Below are 15,266 nucleotides of genomic sequence, written 5' to 3'. Positions count from 1 at the left end.
AAAGCATCATTAATCCTGATGCTTTTTTATTTTCAGTTGGTACGATTTAATTACAAATTTGTATTTTAGAAAATCATAAATTGTTTTATGCTTTTTTAAACTTTTAAACATGAAAATCAAATGAACAATATTTGTGGATTGTGCGGAACGCCTTTAACATCTATGGATACGCTTTTGGGCGAAAATAAACTGGCGGACAATCATATTCTGTGTAACAAATGCCTGAATGAGGCTTCCAATATCAATAAGGATGTTGTCAATAATCTGCAGCTGTTTTTCCTGCCCGAAATCAGGGGAATTATTTTGCAGGGAAAAATTGGCGAAACTGAAAATTTTGGATCGTCACAGACTTCAAACTTTCAGAGTCCCGAAACACCGTCTTTTGGATTTGGAGGAACAGTGACCAGACTTGATGATATTCAGGATCAGATTGTTGCCCTGAATGCGAGGTTAAGCATTTTTGTAAACAGTGAAGTAAAGGAACTCGTTCATATTTTAGAAAATAATGAAAAGTTAACTGCTATTGCAGAAGGTCTTACCATACCTGCAAAAGTAGAAGGTCTTTTATTTTCTACGCAGAGAAGAGTTGTTTTTATTGATAAAAAACTTTTTGGAAATGTGCAGAAAGACGAATATCTCTTCGAAAATATCCGTTCTGTAGATCATGTGGAAAGTCTTTTGTATTCAACCCTGAAAATTTTCTCAAAGAACGGTTCCGTGGCAGAATTTAAGCTTCATAATAAAAATGACGGAAAGAATTTCTGCAATGCGGTTAATCAATATCTGAATGGTACGATCAGTCAGTCTGCTTCACAACAACAACAACAACAACAACAACAAATTCAGTCTTCGTCTTATAATTTGTACAATATGCCGGTTTCTGAGAAACCTTTTCAAAAGCCTGCGGAATTGAATCCTGTACAGCAAAATTCTAATATGCAGAAAGAAGCTCCGGAAGTGATTTTTGAACAGTTGGAAAAACTTGGAAAACTTAGAGAAATGGGCGTTCTGACGGATCAGGAATTTACGGAACAGAAGAAAAAATTATTAGACCGACTTTAATATTCAGAATGTCCGTTTAGAAGACTGATTTTAAAGTTTGACAGCAAAAGAAATTGATAGATTGTTTTTAAAAGATAGAGATCAAAGATTTTTTAAGATGATGTGATTTTCAAATTCATTTATATCTTTTGTTTATGTATGATCAGATCAAAAAGCTAAACGCATTAAATCAAAAATAATTATTTACAATGAACGATCATTGCGGATTGTGTGGAAAAAAACTGACTTCAATCGACACGATGTTGGGCGAAAATAAACTGTCTGACGGAAATATCATCTGTAATTCATGCCTTGAAAAAGCGAGTATAGTGAACGAAGAATTGCTTTCGGATCTGCATCGCTTCAGTTTGAAAGATATTGAAAATCTCCTCCAAAACGGAGAAATTGCTCAAGAGGAAACAGTTCAGGAAAATATTGCTGAAAATTTACCTTCAATAGCAGATTCAGAGCATAATGTGTTGTCAAAAGATCTTTATAAAAAAAGACTGAAAGAGATAAAAAAGCAACTGGAAAGTTTAAGAGCCAATCTTTCTCTGTTTACAAAAGGAGAAATTAAAGAACTTCCGTATATTCTTGATCTGGATGAGAAAATTTTAGCGATTATAGACGCTCAGTTCGCCAAAACTACGGATGCGGGAATTTTGCTCGTTACGCCCAAAAGAATCATTTCGGTTTCCAAAGCGATGTTTTCTCCGGCAAAAGTGAATGAATTTCTCAATGATAATATTCTTGAAGTAAGCTTCGTAAAAAACTTTGTGTCGCCGAACATCAGAATTCATACAAAAGAAAAAACGGTTGAGTTTGAATCGTTCTTCAATAAAGATTATGCTGAAGATTTTTACCATTTCATCAGTAAAATTTATAATAAAGAAGTTTCCAAAGCCTCATCTCCGGAGCAGAATACTGTTTCCGAAAGCGTTCTGGAACAGCTCGAAAAATTAGGACAACTGAGAGAAAACGGTATTTTAACAGAGGAAGAATTTACATCACAAAAGAAAAAACTATTAGAAAAACTATGATAAAAGCAATTTTTTTCAAAATATTCAACGGAAAATGGTCTGCACCGTTTTTTATTTCATCTGTCGGTATTTTTTGCTGGATATGGATGCTTATTTTGCCGGTAAATAAAATCATCTGGAATTTATGCTTCATAACGCCGATTATGGTTGCTTTGGGATATATTATTTTAGGAATATCAAAAATTTTTAAGAAAAGATTCAAAGAAGGTCTTGTACAGGTCGTTCTTTCGGTCGTCTTTTTGTTTATTACGGCTGTTTTCTTTACGGTTCTGCTTCCCAAAAGTCCTTACAAAGAATACAAAGGAGATATTTACAACCCCAATAATGTGAAAGTAGATATGCCTTTAAAACTATCTTTTAGTGACGAAAAGCCATTATTTAAAGTCGATAAACCTGAAGTGATCCTTTATGATTATAATCAGCCCGGAACCTATAAATATCAGGTTTTCCTTAATAAAATTGAAAAAGGAACTGTTTATCTGAAAATGTTTGATCTTACCACCAACAGAATTTTATCTGAAAAAGAAATTGCAAAAGATACTAAAGTGAAAGTGGAAAATCCTAGTGATGAACTGAAAGAATTCCCTCTGAGTAAACAGTTTAACGTACAGGAGGGAGATTGGGGAGATTATTACGGAAGCAGAGTAGAAGTGTGGTTTAAGCCGGAAGATGCTTCACAGCCTGAAAGAAAGCTTTTGGTTAAAAACTATGTGATTCAGGGTTGGTAATTTTAATATTTTAAAGCTGATTAAGAAAACTGTTTTAAACTAATTTCAGAATTAACCGCAAAAGGGACAAAAGACTTTAGTGGATTTATGTAAAGTATTTCAAAAGTCTGCAAAGAAAAAAAATCTTTGATTTTTTTTAACTTATGTTCTCTTTTTTCTATTTAGGTATTAAACTTAAATAACTCAAGTATTTAAATCTTTCGCATCTTTTGCGGTAAAAAATTTAAACAGGTTTATCAATAAAACTAAAAAACAATGGAAAATTATTTAGAAATCAATAAAAATTCATGGAATGCCAAAGTAGAACCTCATCTCAAATCCGATTTCTATTTTGTAGATGAATTTTTGCAGGGAAGAACTTCGTTAAATTCAATTGAATTAGATCTTTTAGGAGATGTAAAAGGTAAAACTATTCTTCATTTGCAGTGTCATTTCGGGCAGGATTCTATTTCGCTGTCGAGAATGGGCGCAAAAGTTACGGGAATCGATTTATCGGATAAAGCCATTGCAGCAGCAAAAGATCTGGCTCAGAAAGCAGGAACCGATACAGAATTTCTCTGCACAGATCTGTACAGTCTTCCCGATGTTCTCGATCATAAATTCGACATTGTTTTTACAAGTTACGGAACAATCGGCTGGCTTCCCGATTTAGGAGAGTGGGCAAAAATCATTACCCGTTTTCTAAAACCGGAAGGGAGATTTGTAATGGCAGAATTTCATCCTGTAGTCTGGATGTACGACGACGATTTCAAAGGCGTACAATACAACTATTTCAACGAAAAACCGATTGTGGAAACCTATGAAGGAACGTATGCAGATCAGTCCGCAGATATCGTTCAGGATTATGTGATGTGGAACCATTCTCTGGCGGAAGTTCTTCAGAATTTAATTAATCAGAATCTTCAGATCAAAAAGTTTCAGGAATTCGACTGGTCGCCGTATCCATGTTTCAGGCATGTTGAAGAATTTGAAAAAGGAAAATGGAGAATTCCTCAGTTCGGAAATAAAATTCCTTTGGTTTTTGCCATTGAAGCACAAAAAAAGTCATCGTAATAAAAACTACGATGACTTTCCTGTATATATGAATGTTAAAATAAACTATTTATAGTCTAGCTTACTGCTTCCTGAGCTTTATTTTTAAGATCTTCCTCTTTATCCTGAGCTTGAGAAGCTACGTCGTTTGCTTTATCTTTTACCTGTGAAGCAACATTGTTGGCTTTATCTTTAAGATCATTTCCCCATTTGTTTAGGTTGTCTTTTGCAGTGTTGATCTTATCTTTCACTATTTGCTTATCTTCTTCAGAAGAATTTTTGTATTTCCAGTATGCAAGTGCTCCTAATCCTAATAACGCTAATAAGCCTTTTGTCTTATTTCCCATGATTTCTATTTTTTTTAAGTTAATATTAAAGTTTGATATTAGTAATCATGTAAAATGTGTGCCAAAAAAATAAACAGACTTATAAAATAATGTTAAATTTAATTGAAAACTTCATAATTTTCTCCGTCAAAACTTGCAAAAACCATAGTGGGATAAGAATCCTGATGGTATATATTTCCGTTTTTATCAATAGCAATCGCACCTGCAAAGCCATCGATGGTTTTTAATTCGTCGAAAGTTTTTGTAAACGCTTCTTCTATCGTCATGCCATCGGTAACCCGGGTTACAATTTTCGTTGCGGTGGCATTGCTTACAATATCTTCACCCACTCCGGTACAGCTTACCGCACAGAAAGAATTCGCATAATTTCCGGCAACAGTAGCCGAATCGGATATCCTTCCCGGAATTTCAAAACCTTTTCCTCCGGTAGAAGTGGCAACGGCTAATTTTCCGTCCTTATCAATCGCTACACAGCCTACCGTTCCTTTTCCGCCATTTTCAAGTTTCGCTTCATATTCTTTTCTCCTTTGCGGAATTTCAGTTGAAAAATTCTCGAAACCGTGTTCTGTTGCATAATTTTTTGCACCGCTTCCTCCTAAAACCCGGTCGTCTTCTTTCATCAGTTCTTTCGCTACAAAAACAGGATTCTTCACCTCCTGAATATTGATGACACCACTTAATTTCTGGGTTTCTCCATCCATAATCGCTGCACTCATCCTGATCACGCCATCACTCTGGATCTGCGAACCGATTCCTGCATTGTACAGCTCATCATCTTCCAGCAAAGAAACAGCATACGCAGCAGTATCAAATGCAGAGTTGGATTTTAAATAATTGAATGCTTTCTGAGCAATGCTTTTTAATGAATTCTGTTTGGCTGTTTTTACTTCGTGGCTCTGGTCGCTTTCCGAGAAAAATCCGCCGTGGATGATTATTTTCATATAATTATGGATGTTGATTGTTTAAAGGTAGTACTTATATTTTTTTTGGAGCTTATTCCCGCTATCCACTGTATCTTTTGGGTTACGGACTCCGCTTCGCTCCGTCCGCAACCCAAAAGGATGCCGTTTCTATCGGGGCTAAGATTTTCCTGCATATTTTAATCGTTCATTGTGCTTTTCACTGGTCACGAATCTCATTTATATTGCAATCCTGAGATTCTTTCTATCCACGATAAAATTAAGCATCAATCCTTATTGAAAATCTTGGATTTTCCTGCGCCTTAAAGATTTGAGACGAATAAAAATCTTGCGTCTTTGCGTTTTCCAACAAGAATATTTTATTTAAAAAAGTTCGTTGTAAATATCTAAAATTGTCACAGGAACAATTCACCATTTACCATTCCCTTTCTATTTTTCCTGCGGGATCGGATTAAACTGAGAATTCTCGATCGTCAGCGCTTTAGTCGTAAGATCATAATGATCGTTCATCGACATTACATGAACCGTTAAATTATCAATAGAAATAGGTTCTCCAAGATTAATATTCGTAAGATTCGTGTCTTTAATAAACCTTCCGTCCACCAGAATCACCAGTCCAGAACCTACCGCCGTCATCACATCATTGTGGATGAACAATCCGGTATCTTCTCCCAGACCGATTCCCAGAGTTCTCGGATTGTTTACCACCGCCTGAAAAAGTCTTCCGATTCTTCCTCTCTGTACGAAATGCGTATCGATAATCACGTTATCGATCAGTCCTAAACCCTGAGTGGTTTTAATTTCTCCTTTCAGCAAAGCTTCGGAACTGCTTCCCTGATAAATCATATTTTCCGATGCCGCAGCGGCTCCGGCAGAAGTTCCTGAGTAGATGAAATCCTGTTCCTGATATTTCAGTAAAATGGTATCGTGAAACCTTGTTCCGCCAAGAATTGAAGTCAGTCTCAGCTGATCTCCACCTGTAAACATCACCACATCTGCAGCATTGGCTCTCGCAACAATAGCATCAGAATTCGCTTCCTCACGGTTATGAATATCAAGGATGTTTACATTTTTAGCACCTAAAAATTCGAAGGCTTTTTTATATTCGGAACCTACAATTTGCGGAATCTGAGAGGCAGTGGTGATAATCTCAATAACGGAATTCTCTTTCAATTTAGATTCATTAATAATCTTTCGAAGAATTCCCCTCTCAAAAAAATTCAGGTTTTTTTCTACACTTTGATCAAAATCGGTTTCTGCAAAACTTCCTTTGTTTACAGCACCTCCGATAACAATTAATTTTCCAACAGGTTTCATCATAGGGTGCAAATTTAAAAAATAATTAACATTTGAGAAAGGATTAAGAGGGATTGATAATCAATAAGTGAAAATAAAACTTAAAAAGCAGGTATGAGAAGTGATTGTGAGAATATTTAAGTTTTACAAAAATTAAAATTGGAGCCTTTTTTTAAGCTATCGTGATCTTTTTCTTTTATAATCAGTATTTTGAACAAAAGTTTAACTCATCTTTTTGTTATTTTTGTGGTTGTGTAAAAGAATAGAGTTATTTTTTTAATAAAAGTTCAGCCAATTTCTGTCTTTAATGCCATCAAATAAAAACAATGACGAATTGTTAATTGCAGCCATTGAGCCGAATCTTAAATTCAATATGCATTTAACACAGTAAATTTCTAAACCAGATCACCAATGTTTCACCCTCATCATTTATTAAAGTCCCTGTTTTTATTCTTAAGTTTTTTCTCCCATGCCCAGATTTCCGTAAGCGGAAATTTTTCTATGAAACCTGATTCTTATGAAGCCATGGTTATTGACAGCAGTTATCAGAATATTTACTATAAAGCAGAATTTGTTAAAGATCCCAAAAAGAAAAAGCTGGAAACAACCTGTGTTTTGCAGATAGGAAAGAAATTTTCTAAATTTTCAGATTTTAATGTATTGCGCAAAGATTCTTTAATGGAAAAATACAGTCATTTGGAGAAAATAGGAGCTAAAGAATTAGGTCAGTCCCTTAATTTAGCGGAAAAATGGAGAAGTATTTTAATTAAAAATTTTCAGGAAAATAACATTACGGTACAGGATAAAACAAATATTACGTACCAATATGAAGAAAAACAGCCCGCTCTCGACTGGAAACTTGAAAACGAGACCAGAGAAATCCTTGGGTATATATGCCATAAAGCCACTACGAAGTATCGGGGAAGAAAATATACAGCATGGTATTGCAAAGAAATTCCTATTAACAACGGTCCTTATATTTTTCAGAATCTTCCCGGTTTAATTTTAGAATTGGAAGACAGCGACAATAATTTTCATTTTACAGCCATTGCAATGGATAAAAAGATAAATGCAGTCTATCTTAGAAATGAGAAAAGAATTCTTCATATAACCCGAGAGCAGTTTAGAAAAGCATTGCAAACATATCATGACAATCCCGGCTTTTTTCATGGAAAAGCGTATAACGAAGATGGCAGCCAGATCGCTGTAAAATCTCCTCCTCTTCCGTATAATCCCATCGAATTGGAATAAGTTTCAGCGGAGGATAAAAGGCATTGTCTCTACAGAAAACAGCAGTTTTCCAAGCGTAAAAACAGATTGATCTTTCTGAAATAGATTTCAGCTTAAAGGTAAACGCAATTCATCCCACAGAGAACAGCATTTTGATGGACGAAAAACCCTGTTGATCTTTGTGTGCAGTCATTTTGTCCGGAGTCTCCAAATAATTACCCTGCAAACCAAAGGTTTTGACCTGATGAAAAATCTCATTCACTCTAGTTTAGAAGTTATTCAATAAATAATTAACATATTGACTTATCTCTTTTACTAATAAACGCTTCGACATACTCAGGCTGAAGATGTTAAATATTGCGGTTGGTATTCGAGGTGTCATCCTGAGCTTGGCGAAGGATCTCTGTTAGAAAACGCTTGCTAATTTTTAATCCCATGAAGAACAGATTTTTTCTAATCCATATTTTTTATTTGCTTACCATGAGTAAGGATGATTCTCTTTGTCAGATACTATTATTGTTTATTTTTCAATGATTTGGAGATATACTGAAAAAGTGAAATAAATATAGTTATTGAAAAATATGTTTAACTATATATTGAATTTGTAATAAAATTATTATATTAGTATTAAATTAAAAACCAATAACCATGTATATCAAACAGGAAGAATATCTTCCGCTGGCAAAAGACCTTATCGCCAGTTTCAGCAGAGACCTTTTGCTTTTTGCAGAGGAAGATCACAATTATACGCAGACATATAAAAATGCTTTTCAGTCGAAAATTACAGAAGTAGAGCAGAAAGAAGCCAGTAACACGGCTCTGGTACAGCAGAAACAGGCTACTCAGGCACTTTACCTTTTGGGAGAAGATCTGAAAAAACCTCTTAAAAGTTTAAGAATACGCATTGAAAGAGCAGGAATTCCCACTAACCTCACCACACAGATTCTGACGGATATTAAGAAACGTAATTTTGAAGGAGTCGGCAGTAAGCTTGCAGACCTTATTTCATTAGTCAATGCCCATCTTACGCTTTTACAGGATAAGGGAATGAAAAGTACGATACCTCAGGATTTACAGGATTTTCAACGGGCTATTGCCGCAAAAGCCGATGAGCAGACGCAGTTAATGAAAAAGGTAGCAGGAATTATCGGTACTCAAAAAGAACTGTACGACGGCTTATACAAATATATTTCTGAGATCTGCGAAGATGGCAAATTAATCTTCGAAGGACAGCAAAAAGCTGATGAATATATCATCAAAAGAATGCTCGCCAAGCTGCATGTGGATAAGGTGAAGAGCGGGGAGGGGAAGGAGAATAGGGGCGGTTAATGATTCTATTTTTAGATTTTAATAAGTTCTCAAGTTTTTTACAATGCCTTGGGTTTTACTATTAATTATAAAATTACCAAAGTCTAATATAAATAAACTTTAAAAGTGAACACAGATTTATTTGGAAACCCAATTCAACCTGCCTATAAAGTCTCAACAGGTTTGAACAAAATAAAAAACGGAGAATATCTGTTTTACCCGAACTTTTTTACAAAAATAGAGAGTGATTTGCTATTTCATAAACTCTTAACCGAAATTGAATGGAACCAAGAATCAATGAATATGTATGGAAAACAAGTTTTATTCCCACGTTTGACAGCTTGGTATGGCGATAATGATAAACCTTATTCATTTTCTGGAATTACATTAGCTCCTCGAATTTGGACAAAAGAACTTCTTGAAATAAAAGAAAAAATAGAACCGATATCAAAAGTAAATTTTAATAGTGTTTTGCTTAATCGATATAGAAGTGGAAACGATTCTATTTCCTGGCACACTGATGCAGAACAAGAATTAGGAGAAAATCCTGTAATTGCCTCTGTAAGTTTTGGGACAACTAGAAAATTTCAACTTAGGCATAAAGAAACAAAAGAAAAATTAGAAATTGAATTAACACATGGTAGTCTTTTAATAATGCAAGGGGAACTACAGCATTTTTGGCACCATCAAATTCCGAAAACAAAAAAGGATATTTCAGAAAGAATTAATTTAACTTTTAGAACAATAAAATTTTAGTATTTTATGGATAATTATTATAATGAAATACTTAAATTAGAAAATCCAACTTTTCAGGAAATCAGAAAAATTGCCGGAAATTCTCTATCATATCTAAAGAGGACTGAAAGAGATGATCTGCAAAAACAATTAAATCATGGAGTAGATTTATTGACTTCCCATGAACTATTATGTCAGTATATTTTTGCATATGGAAATATGCATGAAGCAAAAATAAATGAAGCTCTTTCTTCAGTTCAAAATCCAAATGAAGTTTTTAATAATAACTTGGCGATAGTTGATTGGGGATGTGGACAAGGATTGGCAACAATTTGTTTTTTTGATTTTTTGAATAAACTTAATATTCCAAATAATACTCAAAAAGTGATTTTAATTGAACCTTCTGAACAAGCTTTAGATCGTGCAAAAAAACACGTAAATCTATATATTAAGGATGAAAATAAAATAGAAACAAAATGCAAATTTTTGAATGATATTCAGAAATCAGATGTAATAACTAAAGAATCAGTAACTCTCCATTTTTTCTCAAATATTCTTGACATTCCACAAATAGATTTAATGAAACTAGCTCAACTTTTTGAAAACAAATCTAAAGGCGAACATTATTTCTTTTGTGTTGGACCATTGAATAACAATAATAATAGAATTGACGAGTTTTATAATTTTTTCAATTCCGTCAATACACCAAATGTTTTATCTAATCTTGAAAAAAGTGATAATAAATTAGATTTATTATTAGAAGATGAACACGAAAGAGATATTGAAAAAAATTACACTTTAAAGTTAAAAGTTTTCAAATTTGAGCGCAATACTGTTTATTTTATTCCTATGCCTAATATTGAAAATGTTAAGTCAAGAGAAAATTTACTTGTTTTAAATACAAATTTATTTGAAATTAAATTACCAGATAATTTTGCAGATGAATCATTATTTATCAAATATGTCTATTTAGCAGTTTATGAGTGTTTGATGAATGAAAATATTGATATTAAAAATGTTAGACACGATAAATTTAAAGAACATTATACTTTTTCAAAAGATCAAAATAATGCAAATTTCATAATACATTATAAGTCGAGTAATAAAATCTCAACCATACAAAAACCAACTAATTCGACAGAATTTGCCGAGAGTATTTATATAAAACTTGTTAATCTTCAAAACAAGACAATTATAATTCCTGAAAGTAAAAGAATTGATATAGTATTTGATTTTGAAAACGATGACCAAAAAGAACTTTATGAAATCTTAAAAAGTCAATTAGAAGTATATGATTTTCAAATCACAAGTATTGAGCATAAAAATTTTCACGAAATTTATGAAATAAAGAAAAATGGGTTTATAGCTACATTTAAATTTTGGTATGATCGAAATTTTAAATTCACAAAAACAGAATCTATTCCCAATAGAACTGACAAGACAATTGCGGAAGAAATAAATGCGATTTTAAAAAACAAGATGAGTTTATGACATTATTTGAATTCAGCCAGCAATTAGCTATACTTAAGAATGATAAAAAGTTTTCTGAAGCTCTTTCTTACTTTAGAGAACATAAAATAAACTTTACAAAAGAACAAATTGCAAATAATGAATATATCATTTCTGATATGATTACTAGTTTGCGTAATTCAAATCATTTGGATAAAGGTTTTAGGTTTTTAAGCATTTATGAAATTGAAATAAACGATCAACAAAGCGAACGTGTTTTATGTGCTTATGGCTGGTTGTTATGGGCGAAGTATAAAGCCGAAAATGGAAATGACAGTAGTGTTCATAGTGTGGAAGAAGAAGATTTTGGAGGAGAAGATGAAGGTAGCGAAATAGAAAGTTTTGATTTCGATAAAAGCGAATTATTAGAAAAAATTGAATATTTAATTCCAATTCTAAACTTGTTTAATACTGATTTTACAAAAACACTTATTTCAAGTCTTTTTTCTGTTGTTTTAAAATCGGAAAAGAAAAAAGCGGCACCTAATTGGAAATTAATAAATGAATTTTGTAATAAAATAGACAGAGAAATACTGTCAAAAACAACTTCAACTATAAAGGTTGAGCGAAAAGGACAATTAAAAGATATGGAATTAGCTTCCGATTTTGAAAACTGGTATGCTTACAAAACAAAAGCCCTGAGCAAGTTATGTGAATGGCAGGAATGTTTTGAGTTATCAAAGGAAGCGCTTGAAAAAATAGAAAATTTCCATTATTCAAATGATGTATGGTTTTTAAGGCGGATTTGTTGTATTTACTTGGCAAAATACTAAGGCAACAAGACAAATTAGAATTATCTTTTCATCATTTTTCGCTGTCAAAAATTATCCGGCAATCAGAAGAATGGAAATTACCCCAAAAGCTTTTTGACGAATTGAAAACTTTTTCATTTTCAGAGATCCCGCAAACGGATTTGAAAAAACTAAAAAAGGAACTTAAAAAATATTGGGACAGTTTCAAAGCTCAGCAGATAAAGATGAAAACATTCAATAGATCAAAAACAGTAAGAAATAACTACATTGAAGGCGAAATTACAAGATTGTTGCACGACAATAATCGTGGAAAAGTTGGTTTCATAAAAAGCCAGGAAAAAGAGCATTATTTTTCAGTAAGTACAAACTATCATTTAATTTCCAAAATTGCAGTTGGAACAAAAGTGTTATTTGAAATTTTTATTACAAGTGACGAATATAGAAAACAACAAGTAAAAATTAAAAAAATAATACAATAAAAATAATATCTACAAATCTGAAATTATTGTGAGATTTTAAAAATTTTAATATTTTTTATTCATTTTTTAATAAATGTTTAACTGTGGTATAGTTTCGTTTCGGGTTTTACATTATCTTTGAATAAATGGAGTTATTGTTAACTATTAAAAAAATGCAAATAGACTATGAAAATTGAGAAGATACAGGCGTTACGGGGACCAAACATTTGGAGCATCAGAAGGAAGAAACTGATACAGATGAGATTGGATCTCGAAGAAATGGAAAATTTCCCAACCAATAAAATTGACGGTTTCAGAGAAAGAATAGAAAAACTGATTCCCTCTTTGTTCTCTCACAGATGTTCAGAAGGAGTAGAAGGCGGTTTTTTTCACCGTATCGAAACGGGAACATGGATGGGACACGTTATTGAGCATATCGCTTTGGAAATCCAGACCTTAGCAGGAATGGACGTTGGTTTCGGAAGAACGCGTGAAACAAAAACTCCGGGAGTGTATAATGTCGTATTCAACTATATCGAAGAAAATGCAGGAATTTACGCAGCCGAAGAGTCGGTGAAAATTGCTGAAGCTTTAATAAAAGGGGAAGAGTACGACTTGAATGCCTGTATAAAAAAACTAAAAGAAATAAGGGAAAGAGTGCGTCTCGGTCCTTCAACAGGAAGTATCGTGGAAGAAGCCGTTTCCCGAAGAATTCCTTGGATTCGTCTGGGAACCAACTCTTTGGTTCAGTTGGGATATGGCGTGAATCAGCAGAGATTTCAGGCGACTATTACAGGAAATACAAGTTCAATCGCGGTAGATATTGCCTGTAATAAAGAATTAACAAAAAAAATGCTCCACGATGCGGCAATTCCTGTTCCTATCGGAGATCTGATTGTGGATGAGGAAGGATTAGGAAGTGTGATAAGAAAAATTGGTTATCCTGTCGTGATTAAACCATTGGACGGAAACCACGGAAAAGGTTCTTCGATTAATGTAAACGACTGGGAATCTGCAAAAATAGGTCTTGAACACGCTCAGAAATACTCAAGAAAAGTTATTGTTGAAAAATACATCACCGGATATGATTTCAGAGTTTTGGTCATCAACAATAAAATGGTTGCCGCTGCAAGAAGAGTTCCGGCTCACGTTGTAGGAGACGGAGAACTGAATCTTCAGCAATTAATTGATAAAGAAAATAAAGATCCGAGAAGAGGATACGGACACGAAAATGTGTTAACTGAAATCCTAATTGATAAAGATACTACCGAGCTTCTTGAAAAACTTCAGTATACTCTGGAAACCGTTCCGCAGAAAGGAGAAGTGGTTTATCTGAAATCAACAGCCAATCTCTCTACGGGAGGAACCTCTATAGATGTTACCGATATGGTACATCCGGAAAACATAACGATGGCGGAAAGGATTTCAAAAATCATTGGTCTTGATGTCTGCGGAATTGATATTATGGCTGAAAATTTAACCCAGCCTTTAAAAGAAAGCGGAGGTGCCATCATTGAAGTAAATGCAGCTCCCGGATTCAGAATGCACTTGGCTCCAAGTGAAGGGTTGCCGAGAAACGTTGCGGCTCCCGTCGTAGATATGCTGTATCCACAGGGAAAACCTTTTACGATCCCAATTATTGCGGTAACGGGAACCAATGGTAAAACAACCACAACAAGACTAATTTCGCATATTGTTAAAAGCAACGGTTACAGAGTAGGTTTCACCACATCGGACGGAATTTATATTCAAAACACGATGTTAACGAAAGGAGATACAACAGGACCTCTTTCCGCCGAATTTATCCTGAAAGATCCTACGGTTGAATTTGCCGTTCTGGAAACAGCAAGAGGCGGAATTTTACGTTCCGGTTTAGGATTTTCTCAGTGCGATATCGGTGTTTTAACCAATATCAAGGAAGATCATTTGGGAATGAACGATATTCATAACCTGAAAGATCTTACCAGAGTAAAAAGGGTAGTGCTGGACAGCGTAAAGAAAAACGGATGGAGTGTGATGAATGCCGATGACGAATATTCCATGAGAATCGTGAACGATCTTCATTCCAATGTAGCTATTTTCAGTATGGATGAGAACAATCCGCACATCAAGAAATTTGCAAAAGAAGGAAAGATTACCTGTGTGTATGAAGAAGGATTTGTAACGATTAAAAAAGGAGACTGGAAGATCAGGATCGGAAAGGCAAAAGATTTCCCGATCACGATGGAAGGAAAGGCTAAATTCATGATCGAAAATGTCTTGGCAGCAAGTCTGGCATCTTATCTTTATGGTTTCGGGATCGAGGATATTTCGAATTCTTTAAGAACATTTATTCCAAGTGCGCAGCTTACACCGGGAAGACTCAATGTATTTAAATTCAAAAGCTTTAAAGTATTAATCGATTTCGCACACAATCCTGCAGGATATGAAGCAATTGAAGATTATCTTAAAAACGTAGAAGCAACGAAGAAAATAGGGATTATTTCCGGGGTAGGAGACAGAAGAGATAGCGACATTAAAGAATGCGGAAAAATTGCAGGAAGAATGTTCGATCATATTATCATCCGAAATGAAAAACACCTTCGCGGAAGAACCGAGGATGAAATCAACGGTTTAATTATCGAAGGAATGCAGTCTTCCGGAAGAGATGTGAGCTATGAGATTATACCAAAAGAAATTGAAGCTCTGAAACACGCCATGGGAATGGCAGAAGAAGGAACCTTCATTACCGCTTTAAGTGATGTAATTTCCAATGCGATTGATCTGGTTCAGGAATATCAGGCAAGAGAATTGCTAGAAGATGATAAAATATAATCATACTATGATTTAAAAGTATCGGCGGCATCGAAGATGCCGCCGAAAATTTATAA

General features: G+C 34.1%; 14 protein-coding genes. 11 read left to right on the top strand and 3 right to left on the bottom strand.

Annotated elements, in window-relative coordinates:
- The first annotated feature begins 120 nt into the window (after nt 1–120).
- The 4 genes from H6W53_RS02330 (at nt 121) to H6W53_RS02315 (ending at nt 3,862) form a co-directional block, all read left to right on the top strand.
- On the top strand, nt 121–1,062 hold the full coding sequence (locus H6W53_RS02330; RefSeq protein ID WP_185204707.1) for a PH domain-containing protein: 942 nt from the start codon (nt 121–123) through the stop codon (nt 1,060–1,062).
- Nucleotides 1,063–1,250: 188 nt separating this feature from the next.
- Nucleotides 1,251–2,081, top strand: a complete 831-nt coding sequence (locus H6W53_RS02325) for a PH domain-containing protein (RefSeq protein WP_185204706.1) — start codon at nt 1,251–1,253, stop codon at nt 2,079–2,081.
- Nucleotides 2,078–2,809 (top strand): hypothetical protein, encoded by a 732-nt coding sequence (locus tag H6W53_RS02320; protein WP_185204705.1) that lies wholly within the window; start codon nt 2,078–2,080, stop codon nt 2,807–2,809. Before H6W53_RS02325 ends, H6W53_RS02320 begins: the two co-directional genes overlap by 4 nt.
- Before the next feature lie 255 nt (nt 2,810–3,064).
- A complete protein-coding gene (locus H6W53_RS02315; RefSeq protein WP_185204704.1) occupies nt 3,065–3,862 on the top strand; it encodes a class I SAM-dependent methyltransferase in 798 nt (265 codons plus the stop codon).
- A gap of 56 nt (nt 3,863–3,918) precedes the next feature.
- Here H6W53_RS02315 and H6W53_RS02310 read toward each other — a convergent pair whose 3' ends face one another.
- The 3 genes from H6W53_RS02310 to H6W53_RS02300 all read right to left on the bottom strand — a co-directional run bounded on the left by H6W53_RS02310 (nt 3,919) and on the right by H6W53_RS02300 (nt 6,425).
- The gene (locus tag H6W53_RS02310; RefSeq protein WP_185204703.1) at nt 3,919–4,188 is read right to left on the bottom strand and encodes a YtxH domain-containing protein; all 270 of its coding nucleotides are present in this window, start codon (nt 4,186–4,188) and stop codon (nt 3,919–3,921) included.
- A 98-nt stretch (nt 4,189–4,286) separates the two neighbouring features.
- Entirely contained in the window at nt 4,287–5,129 is an 843-nt protein-coding gene (locus H6W53_RS02305; RefSeq protein ID WP_185204702.1) for an isoaspartyl peptidase/L-asparaginase, read from the bottom strand.
- Between the two features lie 408 nt (nt 5,130–5,537).
- A complete protein-coding gene (locus H6W53_RS02300) occupies nt 5,538–6,425 on the bottom strand; it encodes a cyanophycinase (RefSeq protein WP_076390530.1) in 888 nt (295 codons plus the stop codon).
- 390 nt (nt 6,426–6,815) lie between these two features.
- Between H6W53_RS02300 and H6W53_RS02295 the strand changes: the two genes are divergently transcribed.
- The 7 genes from H6W53_RS02295 (at nt 6,816) to cphA (ending at nt 15,210) form a co-directional block, all read left to right on the top strand.
- Nucleotides 6,816–7,655, top strand: a complete 840-nt coding sequence (locus H6W53_RS02295) for a GLPGLI family protein (RefSeq protein ID WP_185204701.1) — start codon at nt 6,816–6,818, stop codon at nt 7,653–7,655.
- A gap of 627 nt (nt 7,656–8,282) precedes the next feature.
- Nucleotides 8,283–8,963 carry a hypothetical protein gene (locus tag H6W53_RS02290; RefSeq protein ID WP_185204700.1) on the top strand — a complete coding sequence of 227 codons (681 nt, stop codon included), beginning with the start codon at nt 8,283–8,285 and terminating at the stop codon, nt 8,961–8,963.
- 105 nt (nt 8,964–9,068) lie between these two features.
- Nucleotides 9,069–9,698: an alpha-ketoglutarate-dependent dioxygenase AlkB gene (locus H6W53_RS02285; RefSeq protein WP_317169720.1), complete on the top strand. Its 630-nt coding sequence runs from the start codon at nt 9,069–9,071 to the stop codon at nt 9,696–9,698.
- A gap of 6 nt (nt 9,699–9,704) precedes the next feature.
- The gene (locus H6W53_RS02280; RefSeq protein ID WP_185204699.1) at nt 9,705–11,168 is read left to right on the top strand and encodes a hypothetical protein; all 1,464 of its coding nucleotides are present in this window, start codon (nt 9,705–9,707) and stop codon (nt 11,166–11,168) included.
- Nucleotides 11,165–11,959 carry a hypothetical protein gene (locus H6W53_RS02275; RefSeq protein ID WP_185204698.1) on the top strand — a complete coding sequence of 265 codons (795 nt, stop codon included), beginning with the start codon at nt 11,165–11,167 and terminating at the stop codon, nt 11,957–11,959. Before H6W53_RS02280 ends, H6W53_RS02275 begins: the two co-directional genes overlap by 4 nt.
- Nucleotides 11,914–12,417 (top strand): hypothetical protein, encoded by a 504-nt coding sequence (locus H6W53_RS02270; protein WP_185204697.1) that lies wholly within the window; start codon nt 11,914–11,916, stop codon nt 12,415–12,417. The genes H6W53_RS02275 and H6W53_RS02270 overlap by 46 nt, the downstream gene beginning before the upstream one ends.
- Nucleotides 12,418–12,582: 165 nt before the next feature.
- A complete protein-coding gene (gene cphA / locus H6W53_RS02265) occupies nt 12,583–15,210 on the top strand; it encodes a cyanophycin synthetase (protein ID WP_185204696.1) in 2,628 nt (875 codons plus the stop codon).
- The last annotated feature ends 56 nt before the right edge of the window (nt 15,211–15,266 follow it).

This window comes from Chryseobacterium sp. C3 (assembly GCF_014218905.1).
Taxonomy (GTDB): domain Bacteria; phylum Bacteroidota; class Bacteroidia; order Flavobacteriales; family Weeksellaceae; genus Chryseobacterium; species Chryseobacterium mucoviscidosis.
This window is presented reverse-complemented; position numbering and strand designations above follow the sequence as displayed.